At 51.2% G+C, this 18,936-nt stretch carries 13 protein-coding genes; 2 read left to right on the forward strand and 11 right to left on the reverse strand.

The genetic code is table 11. From position 1 onward, the window contains the following. Window positions 1–23 precede the first annotated feature (23 nt). The 8 genes from C7382_RS08125 to dapA form a co-directional block, all read right to left on the reverse strand. Entirely contained in the window at window positions 24–983 is a 960-nt protein-coding gene (locus C7382_RS08125) for a 2-hydroxyacid dehydrogenase family protein (RefSeq protein WP_116679790.1), read from the reverse strand. Window positions 984–1,143: 160 nt separating this feature from the next. Continuing rightward, on the reverse strand, window positions 1,144–1,866 hold the full coding sequence (locus C7382_RS08130; protein ID WP_116679791.1) for a T9SS type A sorting domain-containing protein: 723 nt from the start codon (window positions 1,864–1,866) through the stop codon (window positions 1,144–1,146). Between the two features lie 20 nt (window positions 1,867–1,886). Next, entirely contained in the window at window positions 1,887–2,753 is an 867-nt protein-coding gene (locus C7382_RS08135) for an Omp28 family outer membrane lipoprotein (RefSeq protein ID WP_116679792.1), read from the reverse strand. A gap of 17 nt (window positions 2,754–2,770) precedes the next feature. Next, window positions 2,771–4,531: a DUF6029 family protein gene (locus C7382_RS08140; protein WP_116679793.1), complete on the reverse strand. Its 1,761-nt coding sequence runs from the start codon at window positions 4,529–4,531 to the stop codon at window positions 2,771–2,773. Between the two features lie 45 nt (window positions 4,532–4,576). Next, complete coding sequence (locus tag C7382_RS08145) at window positions 4,577–5,059, reverse strand: TlpA family protein disulfide reductase (protein WP_116679794.1); 483 nt, start codon at window positions 5,057–5,059, stop codon at window positions 4,577–4,579. Between the two features lie 187 nt (window positions 5,060–5,246). Next, window positions 5,247–5,840, reverse strand: a complete 594-nt coding sequence (locus C7382_RS08150) for a hypothetical protein (RefSeq protein WP_116679795.1) — start codon at window positions 5,838–5,840, stop codon at window positions 5,247–5,249. Window positions 5,841–5,927: 87 nt separating this feature from the next. Beyond that, on the reverse strand, window positions 5,928–6,575 hold the full coding sequence (gene bioD, locus C7382_RS08155; protein ID WP_116679796.1) for a dethiobiotin synthase: 648 nt from the start codon (window positions 6,573–6,575) through the stop codon (window positions 5,928–5,930). Between the two features lie 70 nt (window positions 6,576–6,645). Next, window positions 6,646–7,551 carry a 4-hydroxy-tetrahydrodipicolinate synthase gene (gene dapA, locus C7382_RS08160; protein ID WP_116679797.1) on the reverse strand — a complete coding sequence of 302 codons (906 nt, stop codon included), beginning with the start codon at window positions 7,549–7,551 and terminating at the stop codon, window positions 6,646–6,648. Window positions 7,552–8,077: 526 nt separating this feature from the next. Between dapA and C7382_RS08165 the strand changes: the two genes are divergently transcribed. Next, the gene (locus tag C7382_RS08165; RefSeq protein ID WP_116679798.1) at window positions 8,078–13,840 is read left to right on the forward strand and encodes an alpha-2-macroglobulin family protein; all 5,763 of its coding nucleotides are present in this window, start codon (window positions 8,078–8,080) and stop codon (window positions 13,838–13,840) included. 2 nt (window positions 13,841–13,842) lie between these two features. Further along, the gene (locus tag C7382_RS08170) at window positions 13,843–14,799 is read left to right on the forward strand and encodes a 2-dehydropantoate 2-reductase (protein ID WP_116679799.1); all 957 of its coding nucleotides are present in this window, start codon (window positions 13,843–13,845) and stop codon (window positions 14,797–14,799) included. A 116-nt stretch (window positions 14,800–14,915) separates the two neighbouring features. Here the strand turns inward: C7382_RS08170 and C7382_RS08175 are convergent, their stop codons facing one another. From C7382_RS08175 to C7382_RS08185, 3 genes are all read right to left on the reverse strand, one after another. Next, window positions 14,916–16,532 carry an ABC-F family ATP-binding cassette domain-containing protein gene (locus C7382_RS08175; RefSeq protein WP_116679800.1) on the reverse strand — a complete coding sequence of 539 codons (1,617 nt, stop codon included), beginning with the start codon at window positions 16,530–16,532 and terminating at the stop codon, window positions 14,916–14,918. A 259-nt stretch (window positions 16,533–16,791) separates the two neighbouring features. Then, window positions 16,792–16,974, reverse strand: coding sequence for a (2Fe-2S)-binding protein (locus C7382_RS08180; RefSeq protein WP_116679801.1), 183 nt, complete (start codon window positions 16,972–16,974; stop codon window positions 16,792–16,794). A 581-nt stretch (window positions 16,975–17,555) separates the two neighbouring features. Beyond that, window positions 17,556–18,936: choice-of-anchor J domain-containing protein (locus C7382_RS08185; RefSeq protein WP_207772725.1), on the reverse strand; the 1,381-nt coding region annotated here is incomplete at its 5' end.

The following is an 18,936-nucleotide window of genomic DNA, read 5'->3' on the forward strand; positions in this document are numbered from 1 at the left end:
CGATTTGTAATTATTCGCTCTTATTAGTTGACGCGACTGATCGGGCGATCGCCTTGCAGGAAGCCCAAAACATTGTCGCAAAGCTCGTGCACCATGTCCACACGCGAGTCATAAGTCTGCGTCCCCACGTGCGGAGTCAGACTCACATTGTCCATCGTGAAAAGTTCGGGCGAGGGGACATCGTTATTTTCGAAGACATCCAAGCCCGCTGCCGCGATGCGCTTCTCTTGCAAAGCCTGCACCAGCGCCTGCTCGTCCACCACCGCTCCGCGAGCCGTATTGATGAGAATGGCTGTCGGTTTCATGGCTGCAAGCTCTGTCGCTCCGATCAAGTGGCGAGTCTCCGGTGTCAAAGGAGTATGAAGCGTCACAACATCGGCCTGGCGGATGAGGTCGTCTTTCTTGGCGAAAGTCACGCCCAAGGCTTTCTCTTCCACCTCGCTCAAGCGCGTACGCTTATTATAAAGGACATCCATCCCGAACGCCTGGCAACGGCGCGCTACCGCAGCTCCAATGTTACCGAAGCCCAAAACGCCCAAAGTCTTGCCATAGAGATTGACGCCGAGGCGGCAGAGGCGACCTCGCTCCACGTTCGCCCCATCGTGACGGAAGAGTCGGTCCCATTCGGCTATACGTCTCGTACAGCTCAGCAGCAGCGCAAGCGCCAAATCGGCCGTCGGTTCGATTACGGCACGAGGCGTGTTAGTCACCACGATGCCTTTGGATGCAGCATAAGCCACATCTATATTATTATATCCGACTGCATAGTTTGCAATCAGCTTGAGGGAGCGTCCCTTATCGATCAGGTCTCGTCCGATGGGAATATCAAAAACAGAACAGAGGACGTCACAGTCACCTATGCGTTCTGCGATTTCCTCTTGCGTAAAGTCTCGTCCCCGGGGAGGGAAAATCACCTCATGGTGTGCAGTAAGCGCCTCGAAACCTTCGCTTACTGTACTAAATGCCATTAATATCTTTGCCATTGTATTGTATGTTAGGAGCTTTCTTCAGAGCACCAATTGTACAAATATAGATAAAAAGAGACTGCCCCGAAGCTGATTATGGCTTCGGGGCAGTCTTCAATTTTCGATGAAAGAAGCTCGGTTACGCACTCAAGCTACACCAAGACTAGTCTTTCTTTTATTACTTGATCAGATACTTCTGAACGAATGCAGGCTTGCCACCTTCCGTGATACGGAAGATATGTACACCGCGTTGCAGGCGCACCGGCAGCGTGTAAGAACCGGAACCAGAGGGCAGCTGGGAAGAAAAAACCTTCACGCCCAAGAGGTTATACACCTCAAGAGCCAAACGCTTGCCGTTGCTATTGTATTGCAACGTGCAAGAATTGCCACTCTGGATGAGCATTACACGCCCCAAACCTATATTGGTCAGACCCGTACCACCACCTTTGTATTTGAAATTAACGTTCACCGTAGCCAATTCCGTACCCGGAGCACCGCTCTCGGGGAAGCAACTAAAAGTGAATGATCCTGTATGGCCATCAGCTGCGACAGGGAATGCATAATGCAAAGACAAGAATTCACCTTCTCCGTCAAGATCATATACAATAGGAGAAACAGCCACGTCATCCATCATACACTGTCCGAAACACAGTGTGAAGTGTCCTCCACTGATCATCTCATGCTTTGTTACCTTACCTATAACATTCATAGGGGTTCCCAAATTGACTACAGTTCCGAGGAGCCCCATAGACTCCATGTTATCCGCAGTTTCATATTCGGTAATCTCCACTGTTGCATTGTTGTCCAAAACAGTGCCATCCATCAATTTGATTACGACTTGCGCATTGATTACAGCCACCAAGCCGAAAATCAATGCAAAGGACATAAAGATTCTTCTCATATTTCTTTCTTTTTTGTTCGTTACATAACGGATTGCGGGTTGATACCTACCTGCACGACATCGAATACTTCGTACGTCTCTGCATTGTAAACAAAGGCCACAATCGAATAGTTCTCAGCCACAAACGGCATTCCCGCAAGCGGTTCGACGGTGTAAGTATACACATAATCTTTGAGATCCACAAAATTTTCGCCCCAAATGCCGTTTACAGCACCGCGCAAAACGTGGTTGTGTTCATAGTTTTCGATGGTCGTACCACCATCCACTTGAGATGCGATTACTTTGTCTTCCAACAGGTATACCAGCACCTTTGCAGCAGGGATACTATTGCCTTCAAGCACCTTACCTTTTACCGTCACTTTGATCTTCTGCGCATCAGTATACTCTGCCACAGCAAAGACATTCATCTGCGCCTTTTCCTGCATTTGTTCCCCGATAGGTGCATCCCATGTTTTGTAAGACTTGTCATACACATAAGAAGTGCCGAACTTTCTGCGAGAAACCATAAGAGCAGGCAGGTTAGCATTATTGGCCAATTGAACAAAGTATGCGCTACCGGCTTCTGTGCGGAAGAGAGGAGGAACGAGTGATTCGGAACCTGCATGTATCGCCACAACAGTCAGGCGATTGCCATACTGAGCCTTCAGGTCTGCCAGTTTTTTGTGTCCCTTGGGACAATTGAGACACTTCTGACCGGTAAAGTCCTCTGCCAATACATATCTATCCTCGTGAGTCTGGGTAATGTCTATCTCAGTAGGAGTTTCTGTTCCACCAGGAGCCGCAGGAGCCGGGGCAGGCAAGAGCGTATTATCCTTGTCGATTATGTCACAACCTACGAAAGCAAACGCCATCGCGAGGGTTGCCAGCGTTAGAAATAGCTTTTTCATCTGTTATCTTTCTTCTATTACAGATTAGTACTATAGGAAAGGTAGAACCCTTGGGTCTCGGGCACTACGCGACACACACCACCGGAGCAGTTCATACCTGCACGCGTCTTGCCGGCAGAGAGAGACACGCGATGTGCGCCTTGCGTATAGGTCACAGAACCCATCATGTAGTGCTTCTTGGTCTCACCTATATTATATTGCTCAGAGAATGAGAGCATGAGCGACGGCAGGATGGAGAGTTCTGCCATACCGTATACCCAGTCACCTTGATCTTGTTTCGTGTGCAGATACTGAAGTTCAGTGCGGAGAGCAACCTTATTGCTCAGACGATACTTACCATCGTACACGAAAATATTGGCATAAATCTTCTCGGGCTTTTCTCCCGATGCACCATGCAATACCTTATTGTTATAGATCTGATTCAGATAAGTGAACGTAAAGTTGAACGTCGAGCTTACCTTCTTGGTGATTTCCACATCGATGTCAGAGTAATACAAGTCACCCATACCGAAGAAAGAAGACGTATAACCATCCGTACCCATCAAGAGATCGGGATCGTCATGGAGCATCTTCTTGTCGAGTCCGCGGACGTGAGACACGTTGATGCGCAAGCCGGTACCATACTTACCACCAAGAGCTGTTCGGCGTGCGAAGTTGTAACGGAATTCTCCTTGGAACGCCCATTCTCCCTGCAGCTGCGTAGCGTAGGGATAAATCGCTGCTAACGAATAGGTATGCGCCTGTGTAAAGGCAGGCATATAGTTGATCATCAACGGCGTCAAGAGAGCACTACGTTGGCTGCGGAAAGCGAAGTTATCACAACGCTTAGCCTGTAAGAGCACACTCATGCCACGCTTGGAGTATGATGCCGAGAGGAGAGCTGCCTGTCCGTCGCGATAGATATAACCATTGTCGGCCGAGGGGTCGTTGTACTTGTATCCATACTCTGCAAAGAGAGCCAGGCCCCCTTTCTGGAAGTTGGTACGCAGGCCCATGATGGGCACATTCAACGGCAGATTCAGACGCTTGCGGTCATCGCCCACACCTACGTATATATCCTCATCAGCTTCATGCTTGGAAACGAATGAACCTCCGAAAGAGAGGTGATAGTCGTTGTTGCGCATGGCAGCACTCCAGCGCTCCACATTCAGTTCTAAATCTGTACCGAGAAGATAGCCACGGTCGGGATTGAACACCTTGCCCATACGGTCAAAGTAGTTACGTTGCTGTCCAGCGATAGCCTTGAGTCGCACTCCGTCGAAAGGCGTGATGACTACGCGACCGCCACGAACGGCATTGTCAATACCAAGGTTACGCTCTTCATAGGTACGGAATACCATCCCACTACCAAACTGGTCGTAGAAGTCTCCCAACGTAAGCTCACTCCAGCGGTATTTACCTTTCACATAAAGGTGCGGCACACCACGTCCCATTTCCGGCTCGTGACCGGGCAGAGGTTTGTAAAGCTCTTCGAATCGGACACCCATCTCAAGGTAATTATTCTTGAGGATACCCATGATATAGGAGTTGCCGAACCAAGTATTCTTGGTCTTGTCCTCTGTGGAGAACAACATATCGCTCTGGATGCTGAAGTTGGCGCGCATGGGCTGCCACTTCTCATCCTCGTTAGCACTCTTCGCCTGTGAGAGTGTCGTTGTCGAGGACTTCAGACTGGTCAGGATGCGACCGCTTTCCGTGGTAGTGCTGTCGGGCTGCGCCGCGAGAGCCAATGAGGCCAAAGGCAACAGTGCCGACAGTAATATGGTCTTACGGATCATAATGTATGTCTTTCGAAAATTTCTGATAACTGCGGGGGGGAGCGCTTACTTCACCAACTCGCGTACCTTCTTGATCAATTCGGCCTCTCCCCCTTCAGTATAGCCGGTGTGGTTGTACACCACTTTACCTGTACCATCCACGATGAAGACGGCAGGAATGAGAGATACGTTCATCGCACGCTTGAAGTCACCGTTGCTGTCCAGCAGCACTTCGTACTCCCAGCCATTACCATCGGCAAGCGGTTTTACCTTCTGTGCGTTCTGTCCTTCGTCGATAGAGACTGCGATGAGTCTCACACCGGTCTCGTCTTGCCAGTCGGCATAGACCTCTTGAATAGCTTTGAGTTCGCGCAGGCAGGGCTTGCAGTTAGTGGCGAAGAAGCTGATGATCATAGGCTTACCATCGTTCTCTAACTTACTGGTTTCCACTGTCTTACCTTCTATATTTTTCAAACTAACGGCCGGAAGTTGCGCGAATGCGTTTAGGCCGAAGAACAACCCCAAAAGGGTGATAATGAACCTCTTCATCTTTTGTTTTTCTTTTAATGTTGTTTTTGGTTGCCGACAAATATAGTGTTTTTCTCAGAACGTAGGCTTTTGGCACGAAAATCTTACACTTTGATAAAGTGCACGATGGCAAAAGCTACGGCCACCCCTCACTGCAAAATGCCATGAAAGGTGGCCGACATAGTGCGGACTCTCAGCCCACTATTAATTAGAAACTGTAGCCGATCGAGAGCGTAGGCCAGAGTACCGGCGTGGAGATATAATCGTCTCCTAAGGGAAGTTTGAACATCGGGCTGATCGCCAGTCTGAACACAAAGCCTCCTTGCGGACGTTGATAGCGATAGCCAACGGTGGCATTGCCACTTACGATTATACCGGTACCTTGGGCAGTATAGTTCTCGTTATATGAGAAAGACTCTACGTTGCTGGTTGCGATCGACGATACGAGCCCAATCCCTACCTCCAAGTGGTGATTTTTGGGGCCTATCAAGGCATTACATTCGACGGGAATGCTCCAAAAATTGGCACGTACGTTAGCGTAGTAATAACCGCCCCCCTGCTCATGGTACGAGCCAGAACCTTCACCACCAAACCAACCGAGGCCGGTTCTGATCCCGATGTCATTGATTCTCTCTCCGAAACGATATTCGTACGAAGCCCCCAAGGCAAGCTTATTGCCGAGAAGATCGGCCGTTACATGGTGGCGTTTGAGAGGACGCTCTTCGGTCGTTTGGGCCGAGAGACTGCTTGCGCAGCAAAGTGTGGCGAGTCCGATGAGCAGTAGTGTGAGCTGTTTTTTCATTTTTACACTTTTCTTTTTATGGATTAACGGCCGCGAAAGTAAGAAAAAAGTCAAGAGTAAAAACAAAACACATTGCCGTGAAAACCATTAACTCCGCGCAGGCATGACGATCAATTCTGTCTCAGGATGATATTGCCGCAAGTAGTAGTCAAGGTAGTCATGTGTGTCGGCCGCGATGCGTTCATCCGTGAGGGGATAAAGATTGTAGATGACCGACTCGACGGCGATGCCACGGTGGCGACAGATTTCGAGGTTGAGAAGTGTATGGTTGATGCTCCCCAACCTGCCACTTGTGACGAGGGCAATGGGATAACTGCGATCCGCCACAAAGTCTGCCGTGAGGTAGTCTTTGGAGATAGGCACCATGAGACCACCTGCCCCTTCAAGCAAAACGCGATCATAACCACGTGCAAGCAGCGCCTCGGTAGCCCGATCAATAATGGTACAATCCACCGCTCTGCCGTCTATCTCCGCTGCGAAGTGGGGAGAAGCCGGATAGCTGAAGATGAACGGACAGGTCAATCCCATACGATCTTCCTCTATGAGGGGACTGCCGGTGAGGCGACGATGCGCTTCGATGTCCTCGGATGAGTCCACACACCCCGTTTGCACAAGCTTCTGGGTGATAACCTTCTTGCCTGCCGATGAGAGACGATCGGCCAGAAAAGCTGTGGCATAGGTCTTGCCGATATTGGTATCTATGCCGGTGACGAATAGTACATTGTTCTGCTTCATGGACAAGGTTGTGATGAGAATGATTAGAAATAGGAGTCAAGCCTATGGGCCTACACCTCTTTTCGTCCGATCAGGAAAGCTCGGCTGCCTGCTCGATCTGCTGACGCACACGCGCAATGAGTGTAGCGGTAGAATCCGAAGCCGGCACAAGGGGCAGCCTGAGACGATTGTGGCGGATGAGCCCTTTCTGATGCAGCAGCTCCTTTACACCCGCCGGATTACCATCCACAAACATGAGGTAATACATCCCTTCGAGCTTCTGCTGCACAGCCTCGGCCTCTTCGTAGCGACCCTCCAATGAGAGACGGATGAGGCGGCTGAACTGCTCGGGATAGGCGTTGCCGATGACGGAGATCACTCCTTCGGCACCTTCCTTGATGAAAGAAAGAGAGAGATGATCGTCACCCGAGAGGACGATGAAGTCCGCCGGCTTGTCGGCCACGACGGCACGCACCTGCTCGATGCTCCCCGAAGCCTCTTTGACGCCAATGATATTGGGACAGTCCGCAGCCAGACGTAGAGTTGTCTCGGGCTTGATGGACACACCCGTCCGCCCGGGTACATTATATAATAAGATGGGAAGATCAGTGGCAGAGGCCAGCATTTTATAATGTTGGTAGATACCCTCCTGTGTGGGCTTGTTATAGTAGGGAGCCACAGACAGGATGGCGTCCACGCCCGTCGTGTCCATCTCCTGCAAGCGCTTGACGAGTCGCATCGTATGATTGCCGCCTGCGCCGACAACGAGGGGACAGCGTCCGCCGATAGTCTGCCGCACGGTGTCGATAATAGTCACGCGCTCCGACTCTTCGATGGTGGGCGACTCGCCCGTGGTTCCGAGCACCACGATAAAGGCCGCTCCGTTGCTCACCTGATAGTCAACCAAGAGACGTAGCGACTCATAGTCCACCTCTCCGTTTCCATCGAAAGGTGTAATTAGGGCTACACCCATACCACGCAACTGTGCTCTGTCCATTGGTCCGTATGTTTTGGTAGCAAAAGTAAAAATAATGGAGCAATGAATAGAGAAGACTGCACGGAATTGCCACCAATAGCCGATGCCACGCGCCGAGACTCAAGCCTCCCCCGACAAGACAATGCCCACGGCTAAAGGATTTTGACGCGTCCGCGTAAAAAAGCGTATAGATGTGTTACATTCTCCGCCTTTGCGCATTCCCGAAAAAACACGCGCCAAAACGAAATGATTTTGGCGCCATTTCGAAAAAATTTATGCGCCAAATCCAAAAAAAATTGACGCGTGTTTATGCCGCTTTTCGGCGCCATATTCTCCGGATTTTCGGCCCATCATTTTGAAGAATGCACGCTACCCCGCCCTACTCGCCGCAGCAGGTTAAAAAAGATGAAACCCCGTGAGCCTTGTCTGTGTAGCCGGCAAGTGCGGAATACTCCTCTCTTGTTCCGCACAAACATATTGATCACACATCACCGCTTTTTGTACCTTTGAAAGAGTCAAATAGTAATTTTTAGCAGGAGACAACGCGATGAGAATACAGATTATCCTCGGCCTGATACTGGCCTTAACCATTAGCATCGGCAAGACTACGATGAATGCTCAGAATCCGTACGCTGCCCTCGAAAAGGAGTTGGCACAATACCAAGAAAAGCGACGATCGGAAAAGGCCGCCGAAACAATCCTCAAAATCCGTGCATTGGCGGAGCAACGCCACGATGCGCCCATGCTCTTACACAGTACCATGCTCTGGACAGACCCCAATGCGGACATAAACGACTACCCCGAGGAGCAGACCTTGGAGCGTTTGGAGAGCATGGAGCAGAAAAAATGGCTACGCCCCGCCGATCGTGCTATGATCGCCATGATGCGACTGCGCCTCTACCTTCAGTTTATTAGGACAAACAGCTACAGAAGCATCAGCAATACGTCAGAAGAAATTAAGGGGAAGCGACTGAGTGATTGGTCAAGCCACCAATTGACTACAGCCTTCGAACGAGACCTCAAGCAACTACTCTCCTATCGCGATGCTCTCTTGAAGATGGAGACCGATGTCTACCGTCCGGTTTTCGAACAAAAACACAAGAATTGTACTGCACCTCAACAGAGTCTGTATGAGAGTTGCATGGAGGAACTGGTCAAGTATTGTTCCGAATCATATTCCATGGAACTCTTGCCCCTCTTACGAGAAGCTCTTCAGAGAGACCGAGACAGCTTGCCCGGCATGGGTCGTCGTCTGGCAGCAGCACACAGACTCTTGAAATACGAACGAGTAAAAAAACATCTCTCCGATGAGTCCTACGCGCAAGAGTTAGACAAGTTGATAGCAAAGTACTCGCAAGAGCCGAAGATCATCCCCATAGTAGCCGAACAAGCCAATCGTCTTGCCACTGCCCAACAATACCCCCGTGCACTGGAGCTTTGTAACACCTTTATCGGTCAATATCCACAGGCAGAGAGTATCAATATGCTCAAACAAGTGCTCACTTCGTTGATCTTGAAACCCTCACTTACAGCATCATTCCCCAAGATATACCGCACTCGTCAGCCAAATACGGTGAAAATAGAGGCTCGGAACGTAGGAGTGGCCATCATCAGCCTCTATCGAACGGAGCTAAACGGAGACACAGCCTCGGATCTTAATGAATCGGACTATCCTAAATACGCCAAAGGCACACCGCTACTGACCGAAACAGTACAACTAAAAAAGCGAGAAGATATGCTGGCCGATACGACTCTATACACGCTTCCCCCCCTATCTCGAGGAGTGTATATCGTCAAAATAGCGGGAGGAGCCTGTGCCCTGCCGGAAGCAATGCCCAAAGAAAGATATGGACTGATCTATGTGTCGGATCTAATGCTCCTGACACAGAATGCCCGGCCGGGAGTTCAGCTATTAGATGCTCACTGCGGGAAACCCATCATCGGGGCTTTGGTGGATGCATCAATATACTACTCGGCGAAAGAGAATAAGACCACGCTATCCCCCACAGACGGGTATGGCAGAATAGAAATAGCTGAGGACTACAACAGATTCTTTCCATATACGACCGACGATACAGCACACCCGACAATAGCCCCATATACCTTTTCACAAGAAGTAGACAAGGAAAATGAAATACAAGAGCGACAACATATAGTATCGACAGACCGGGCCATCTATCGCCCCGGACAACGAGTACACTTTTTCGGACAATGCTATAAGGTCGGATACCATGTGGAGCAAGCCGAGGTGATACCCAACCAAGAAGTGAAGGTGTCGCTATATGACCCAAATGGAGAAGAAATAGAAACGCTGACCTGTCAAGGCAATGAGATGGGACGCTTCTCGGGTAGCTTCACGCTGCCGGCATCGGGACGATTAAACGGCGTTTTTAGCATTCGTACATCCAACAATAGCAACTATACTTTCCGTGTAGAAGAATACAAACGCCCCACCTTCGAAGTCTCAGTCACGAGCCCAACCACTGCGTATGCCCTCGGCGACAGTCTGCACATCAAGGGAGAAGCCAAGAGCTTCACCGGCATTGGCTTGTCGGGAGCCTCTGTGCGCTATCGCCTGACGGCGAGATCCTTTAGTCGCCGATGGTGGATAGGACATGCAGAACAAGAAGTAATCGCAGAGAACACAGCCGTTACCGATGCCGAGGGAAGCTTCACGCTACCGATCAGCATAGTTGCTCCTGCAAGTTTGGGAGAGTATCTCTTCCTCAACTACACCCTCAGCGTGGACGTAACAGCTGCTAACGGTGAGACACAAAGTAGTGAACTCAGAATACCCGTGGGCCACGAGCCCAAGCGTGTTCTGGTTTCTGTAGATAAATACACAGAGACAAACGCAGGTAAATGGAAGGCAAACGATCTCCCCAAGCTGACCTTTAGTTTGATCAATATCTCCGGACAAACGGTAGAAGGTAGCATCGACTATTTCTTGTCAGACAGCAGCGGACGCCCGATAGGAGAGCGATACACGACAGCTTCGGGGGCAACTATCGCTGCTCCTACGGCATGGAGTGATGTTGCCTCAGGACAGTATCGGGTACGTTATGGAGAGAGTGGTGGCGAAGAATCGGCTTACGAGAGTATGGACGTCTATCTATTCCGTCCGTCCGATCGCCGTCTCCATGCCCCGAAGAATAGGCTCTGGAGCTTTGTCGTAGAGTCAGAATATGACGAAAGACAGGCTGCCCGCATCTTGGTGGGGTGTGCACCCGAAGGAGAAAACCCCGAAGAGCTGTATCTATTCTATGACCTCACAAAAGCAGGAGCTTTCATCGAGCGAAAAATGATACGTAGCCGTTCGGGAGAGATCGTAGAGATCGTTCCACAAATCCCCGCCAACTCTCAACCCGAGAATGCCCTGGTGACACTCTACTATGTGTATCGAGGGGAGTTGCACGCGACCAATATCGAATTAACAAGGAAGCAGCCCAAGCACGAACTCACGTTGTCATGGAGCAGCTTCCGTGACAAGCTCAGCCCCGGCAGTCGGGAAACATGGTCGCTACGGATAGTAGATGCTGACGGCAAGCCTCAATCCCAGGCCATGCTGGCTGCATGGATGTACGACGCTGCACTCGACAACGTCGCAGGCAAATCGGACTTCTACGAACAAACGTTCCTCAAGCGCACTAACGTCAACTCTTTGATTACAAGAGATTATCCACGAAGCGACTATGAAATTGAGACTGAAGATTCACGGAAGAATAACTTCTGGATGCCATTCAAACAACCAAAGATTGAGATTCCACAGGATTGTGATTGGATCATGCACCCTTATTTCCCGGACTTCGGCATTGAGAGCGAAATAGTTGTCATTGGATATGGCAAATCATCAGGGAGAATAAACAGGCATTCTTCGAGTATATCAGAAGAAATGATGCCGACACTTGCCGTTCCGATGATGGCTAAGGTCGATGTCTCAGACAGTGCGTTCGAGACAGCGGATCAAGCAGCCAAAGAGACGAAGGTGAGCCTCCGCACCAACTTTGCCGAAACAGCTTTCTTCGAACCGACACTGCGTGCCAATGAGCGAGGCGAGGTGTCGTGGAGCTTCACACTGCCGGAGAGCTTGACGCGCTGGCACCTTTTCCTCTATGCACACAGCAAGGATATGCGCATTGGCATGCAGGACGAGGCCGTGGAGGTGCGGAAAGAGTTTATGCTCACGCCCAATCTGCCGCGTTTCCTCCGGATGAACGACCGCGGTACGGCTGCTGTATTGATCCGAAACGAGAGCGAAGCGACACAAGTGGGCACCGTTTCCATGGAGATATTCGACCCCGCCACAGACCGTTTGCTCCGCAAAGAAGAACTTCCCTTCACGGTAGCTGTGGGCAGTACGACTACCGTTTCCTTCCCGCTCCTCCCCATTGCAGGTTATGATGCCGTGGGCGTGCGCATCGTGGCAGCGAGCGCAAAGTTCAGCGACGGAGAGCAACACGTGGTGGCTCAGCTGCCCGCGACAGAGCGTGTAGTGGAGACCATCCCGCTCATCCTCCACGGAGGAGAACCGCGCACGGTGGATTTAGACAAACTCTTCCCCCACCGCAGCGGCCGACCGACAGCAGGCACGCTGGCACTACAGGTGGTGAGCCGTCCGATGTGGATCGCCCTGCAAGCACTACCTGTGCTGGCCACCGAAAAAGAAAGCAACGCCATCGCCGTATCCTCTGCACTATATGCCAACAGTCTGACCTCTGCTCTCATCGAAGGGCGCGTGACCGACATGCAGCACATGGGCGAAAGCATCCGCAAATATCTGGCACAACCCGTGGATACGCTCGCACAAAAACATCCCTTATCGTCCGACGAGCTGCCGTGGCGCGCCGAGATGTTATCCGAAAAATCCAATCGTCTCCGCCTGCAAGCCCTCGTAAACAGCGACAGTGTGAGCCGAAGAGAAACGGATCTCATCGACAAACTCGCAGGGCTGCAGAAGGGTGACGGCACATGGGCGTGGTATCCCGAAATGCAGGGCAGCGACTATCTGACGGACTATGTCATGACAATGCTGGTGCGCTTGTCTGCTTTGAAGGCGATGCCTGCCCATACCAAGGTATCAACCATGGTGCAAAAAGGATGGCAAGCACTGAACAATGCGGCTGCTCGTCTGATGAAAGACATGCAGGAACAGGAGAAAAAATCCAACACTCGATACAAAGTTCTCCCCGACCGCGCACTCAATTATCTCTATCTCCTCACCCTTGACGCTCGCACCCCCGACAGACAAGGCAATGTAGCTCGCTCCTATTTCCTCGACATCCTCAGTCGTTCGCTGCCGCACATAGCTGTAATGGATATGCCACGGGCTGCTATTGTATTGAACGGAGTGGGACGCACGGCACTGGCACAGGACTATCTGCAATCGATCCGCGAGCACATGATCCAAACGCCCGAACAAGGCGGACATTTCGCTCTCCCCACCGGTTCTTACTACTGGTGCGACAGACGCTACGGACTACAGACAGCGGCGATAGAAGCCTTTGCCCGAATCGGCACTCCGGAGGACAACAAAAGAATCGAATCCCTCCAGATGTGGCTCCTCAATCAGAAGAGAACGCAGACTTGGCCAACGCTGCCGGCGACTGCCGATGCCGTCTATGCCCTGCTCTTGGGCAACGGATCTCAACAGCTTGCGGACGCAACAGTAACGGCGGTGGCACCGACAAAAGAATTGTCCGACACCTTCTCTGATGTAATGGAGAGCCGTGTCATGCGAATAGAGGAGCTACCTGCCGGCAAACTGAACGCCGAACTGACGCGAACGGGAGAGGGCTTTGCTTGGGCTTCCTTCCTGGCCGAATATGATGCTCCCGCAGAAGATCTCGTAGCCACAGGTAACGGGCTCACCGTCGAGAAGCGTCTCTACATCGAGCGTAAGGTGGACGGACGCATACTCTTGGAACCGATCCGTGAAGGAGATATGCTCGAAGTGGGCACTCGCCTGGTGACGCATCTGATCATTGCGCCCGACAGGGATATGGACTTCGTCGTACTCACGGACAAGCGTACGGCGGCCGTCGAACCAATAGGACAGCTATCCGGTTATGCTTATGCCGCCGGCACGTTCTACTACTGCGAGATCAAGGACAGCAGCACGCGCTTCTTCTTCGACCGACTCGTGCGAGGCACTTACAAACTGGAGTACGCCACGATGGTGGTACGCCCCGGGGCTTATACTTCGGGAATAGCTACTGTGCAATGTGCGTACGCACCGGAGTTTGCCGGTCACACGGACGGAGGCATGATCCTGCAGACGACTGCCACGGCGCATAACGACAAAACCAATTAACAATGACCCAACAACAGCAACAACACCCCATCAAAATTGCCGTCTTCGGGCTGGGCGGTGTAGGCGGCTACTACGGAGCCATGCTTGCCGACTATGCGAGGACGAGAGCAGGGGAGATAGAAATCTACTGGATAGCGCGCGGAGCGCATTTGGAAGCCATACGTACGGCTGGCGGCCTGCACGTCGTCACGCCCACACGCGACTTCATCGCCCGCCCCACACGAGCCACGGACAATCCCGCCGAGGTGGGAGTCGTGGACTATATACTCTTCAGTCCCAAGGATTATAACATGGCAGAAGCAGTGGCCCCTCTCCGTCCCTTGATAGGACAGGGAACCAAAGTGCTACCGCTGCTGAACGGTGCCGACATAGCCGAACGCATGCGTACCTTCCTGCCCGACACGGTGGTCTGGAAAGGATGTGTCTATATTTCGGCCCGACGTAGCGCACCGGGGTTGATCACTTTGGAAGCCGATCGCGAACTCTTCTACTTCGGCTCCGGACTATCAAAGCAGACCGACGACGAAGCCCGCCTAGCAGAAATCCTCACAGCTGCCGGTATCCGAGCCTATAATCCGACCGATATTGACTGGTACATCATCAAGAAATTCATGATGATATCCGTCACGGCTACAGCAACCGCTTACTTCGACAAAACAGTAGGCACTGTCCTTGCCGAGCACGAAGCCGATCTGCTCGCTCTCATCGAGGAAGTGGCCGAACTCTTCCGCACCAAATACGGACAACTCCCCGACGACGTCGTGCAGCAAATACTGGACAAGCAAAAGAAGATGCCGCCCGAAAGTACCTCGTCCATGCACAGCGACTTCTTACTGGGTGGAGCCACGGAGCTGGAGACGCTGACCGGCTATGTCGTGCGCGAAGGCGAAGCATTGCGCATCGACATGCCCGTGTACAGACGGATGTATCGCGAGCTTCTGCAGCGCAGCAACGGCTGATCCGAAGATAGCAGAGACAAGAACGAAAAAGAGATGAGCCTTGGAGGAATGGAGTGTCGGTCACTCCGCCTCCAAGGCTCATCCCTTTTTTGCACGCACAAGGTGCGTCTCAATATTTATTCGCCGTACAACTTCTGGCGCATATCGGCTACGATGGGATCGGTGATATAGTCGTCATAGTCCATGATCTTGTCTATGATGCCGTTAGGCGTCAGCTCGATGATACGATTGGCCACCGTCTGGATAAACTCGTGGTCATGGCTGGCGAAGAGCACATTGCCACGATAGGCCTTGAGCGTATTGTTGAAAGCCTGAATCGATTCGAGATCGAGGTGGTTGGTAGGTGTGTCGAGGATGAGCGTATTGGCATCGAGCATCATCATCTTGGAGATCATGCAACGCATTTTCTCTCCACCGGAAAGGACAGAGGCCTTCTTGAGAATCTCCTCGCCGCTGAAGAGCATACGACCGAGAAAACCTTTGAGATACACCTCATTGGTGTCCTTGGCAAACTGCGACAGCCACTCCACAAGATTCAGATCTGTATCAAAATAGGACGAATTGTCCAGCGGCAAGTATGCCGTAGTGATCGTCTGCCCCCATTCATATGTGCCTTCGTCGGCTTTCATTTCATCATTGATGATGCTGAAGAGAGCTGTCATGGCACGCGGGTCGCGACTGATGAAAACGATCTTGTCATCCTTCTCCACATTGAAGTTCAGGTCGCGGAAGAGCAGTTGCCCCTCGACACTCTTGGTCAATCCCTTTACTTCCAGAATCTTATTGCCCGGCTCACGTCCCGGGGAGAAGAGGATACCCGGATAGCGGCGGGAAGAAGGAGCGATCTCCTCCACGTTGAGCTTCTCAAGCATCTTCTTACGGCTGGTCGTCTGCTTACTCTTGGCCACGTTGGCACTGAAGCGACGGATAAACTCCTCCAGCTCCTTGCGCTTCTCCTCGGCCTTCTTGTTCTGCTGCTGTTGTTGACGCAGAGCAAGCTGGCTGGACTCGTACCAGAAGCTATAGTTACCGCTAAATTGCTGCACCTTGCCGAAGTCGATGTCCACCGTGTGGGTGCAGACCGAGTCGAGAAAGTGGCGGTCGTGGCTCACGACGAGGACAGTGTTTTCGAAGTTGCTCAGATAGTTTTCCAGCCACGATACAGTCTCAAGATCGAGGTCGTTGGTCGGCTCGTCAAGGAGGAGGTTGTCCGGCTTGCCGTAGAGGGCACGCGCCAAGAGGACACGCACTTTCTGCTTACCGCTCAGGTCCTTCATCAGCATATAGTGCAGGTCTTCCTTGATGCCAAGGCCGCTCAGCAGCATGGCCGCATCGCTCTCTGCATTCCACCCTTCCATCTCGGCAAATTTATCTTCCAGCTCCGCCACGCGAGTGCCATCCTCGTCATTGAAGTCGGGTTTGGCATAGAGGGCATTCTTCTCCTCCATAATAGCCCATAGGACAGAGTGCCCCATCAGGACGGTATCCATCACAGTATTCTCATCAAAAGCGAAGTGATCCTGACTCAATACTGAGAGGCGCTCGCCGGGGCCCAAAGTGACCGTGCCACGGGTGGGATCGAGCTGTTTGCTAATCACACGCAGCATGGTGGATTTGCCTGCTCCGTTAGCACCGATGATACCGTAACAATTGCCCGGAGTGAAGGTGAGATTGACGTCTTGGAAAAGGATTCGCTTGCCGAATTGGACGCTCAGGTCATTGACTGTAATCATTATTCTATCTTGGTTCGTATTGAGAGCCCCATGCAAAAACGGCTGAGACTCTTCCGCATAATTATATTTTCGAGCCACAAAAGTACTGAAAATAAAGAGACTACCCCGCCTTTTCTGCATCTCGGACGGCTGGCGACTGTCCCAAAGATGCCCCAATGTCGTTCATACACACAGACGTAACTGGGAAAAACGAAACACCCGTCAGTCTCGGCAGGAAGCCATAGCTGACGGGTGAATACAAAATAAAAAGAACCTCCGCTTAGCCGTTGATCTCATCCAAGATAGCCTGGATGTCGTCCTGACAAGAACCACATACAGTTCCTGCTTCTGTGGCTTCGCCTACTTCGTCTACGGTTTTCAAACCTTTTTCCTTGATCGCTTTTTCAATCTCACCACGAGTAATCTCGTTGCAGTGGCAGATAATTTCGTCTTGCTGTGACATAATGCTTGAATTGTGATAAATCGTCGTTTGTAACTATGTTATGAAACACTTTTCAAAAATACAAAAACAAAACGATCAATACATCTATTCCCCGATAGACAGCATCAATCATCGGTCCCAAAAGGCTCCAAAATCTTGCTCTTGACTACCGTATTCAATACTATCACGGCCCTATCGAACGACATCGATAGCTCGTCAGAAGAATTCTCACATGTACATTCACTGGGAACTCGCACCGTTTCCAATCGGCAATATGCGCCTATTCTTTTTCGATTTGGCGCATAAATTTTCCCGAAATGGCGCCACTTCTCTAAAAATCTCACGCCACACGAATCAGTTTCTCCGCACATATTTCTCTTTTTTTTCTACGCAAAGAATCTGTATCACTCCCAAGTCTTTTCGAATAATTCCGATCAACCGGATTGCTCCGATTGGCCCACTCTTTCAACACCTCCCCTCAGAAAAAAGAGTCGTCCGACCCCACTCTTCATCAGAATGGAGCCGGACGACCCGATTGGTTTGTATGGGGTTCGATCTCGGAGGGTTCAGTCTCCTAGATCGAAATCCTTATCAACAGGTTATTACTCGATAGCCAACTTCTCTACGTAAGACTTGCCGTCTACTACGATCATGGCTGCATAGAAACCGCCCTGTGCAGTGTAAACCACCGTGTTGCGACCGGAGGCCAGACGGCGACCCGTCATGTCGTAGATCATGGCTGTGCCTTCGCACGTTACAGTGATAGTCTTGCCAACTACGGTGATCGTGTAAGGCTTGGCGCCCACTACGTCGTTCAGGTCTGTGTAGTTTACGCATACCTTCGGTGATGCGTCGGCGATAGACGCCACTTCTACGCAGTATTCGTGGTTAGAAGATGCCTGGCCGGCATCCGTGTAAGTCATTGCGGTCAGACCTTCCTCGATCTTAGTTCCGTCACGATATACCGTGTAAGTGTAGTCAACGGAATAATCTACACCTTCTTTTCCGCTGATCTTCACGTCATCGAGATTCAGCAAGAACTGGTCTGTACAGTCGAAGTGACGGAAAGCCACATACTTCGTACCGGCGGGCAGCTGCACTGTCTTCTTGTACCACGTACCCTGTACACGTGAGCCGCGGATAGCCTCGGGAGCTGTAACTACTGTCTTCGCTGTCAGTGTCTCTTCCAACAGGGCTTTCGTGAAGTTTGCGGCTTCATTGCCCGTTGAGGAGGCGTAAACGGCATAGTGCTCTGCGGCATAAGCAGCATCTTGGGCGCATACCCAGAACGTCAACGTGCCACCATTGGCCAGATTCAACTCGGGCGTTACCAAGTAGTTGTCAGGGGTCTGTGGTCCTACACCGTTGATGTAAGAGGCTGAAGATACTGCTGCGGAACTATCATGGCCGGGCAAAGGTGTTCCCCAAGGTTCAGGCGTGGTCGTCCAGTTGTTGCCATCGCCGTCTGCATCGATTGTCGTCCATGTTGCAGGAATACCGCTCTCGAAGCCTTCTTCCAAAAGGACTGTTTCGCCTTCTGGGTCAGGAGCCATCCATTGAAGAACAACATTCATTCCATCCTGCGTAGCTGTCAGGTTGGTTACGGGGTTGATGATTCTTATGTCAACACATTTTGTCATAGATTCACTTTCTGGATACATCACTCGCACACAGTAGATATACAAATCTGCAGGAAGATTGCTCTCCGAGAAAGTAGTAGCAGTTAAGCCTTCTGCTACGATAGTCATATTACGATAAACGGTATAAGTATAGTAGGCGGGAATTTCACTGTCACCAAAGTCCGGCGCATCCCACTTCAAAGTCACCGTATTGCCTTCGGCAGAAACATCAAGATTGGTAACAGGAGCAAGAAGTATAGATCCACTTATATTGATCGTCTTTACAACCGTTTCTTTATTATATCCAACTACTGTAAGAGTAACCGAGCTCTCGTTAGTCAGACCTTGAAGATTGATCGTAGCA

The sequence above is a fragment of the Porphyromonas loveana genome (assembly GCF_003096695.1).
Classification (GTDB): domain Bacteria; phylum Bacteroidota; class Bacteroidia; order Bacteroidales; family Porphyromonadaceae; genus Porphyromonas; species Porphyromonas loveana.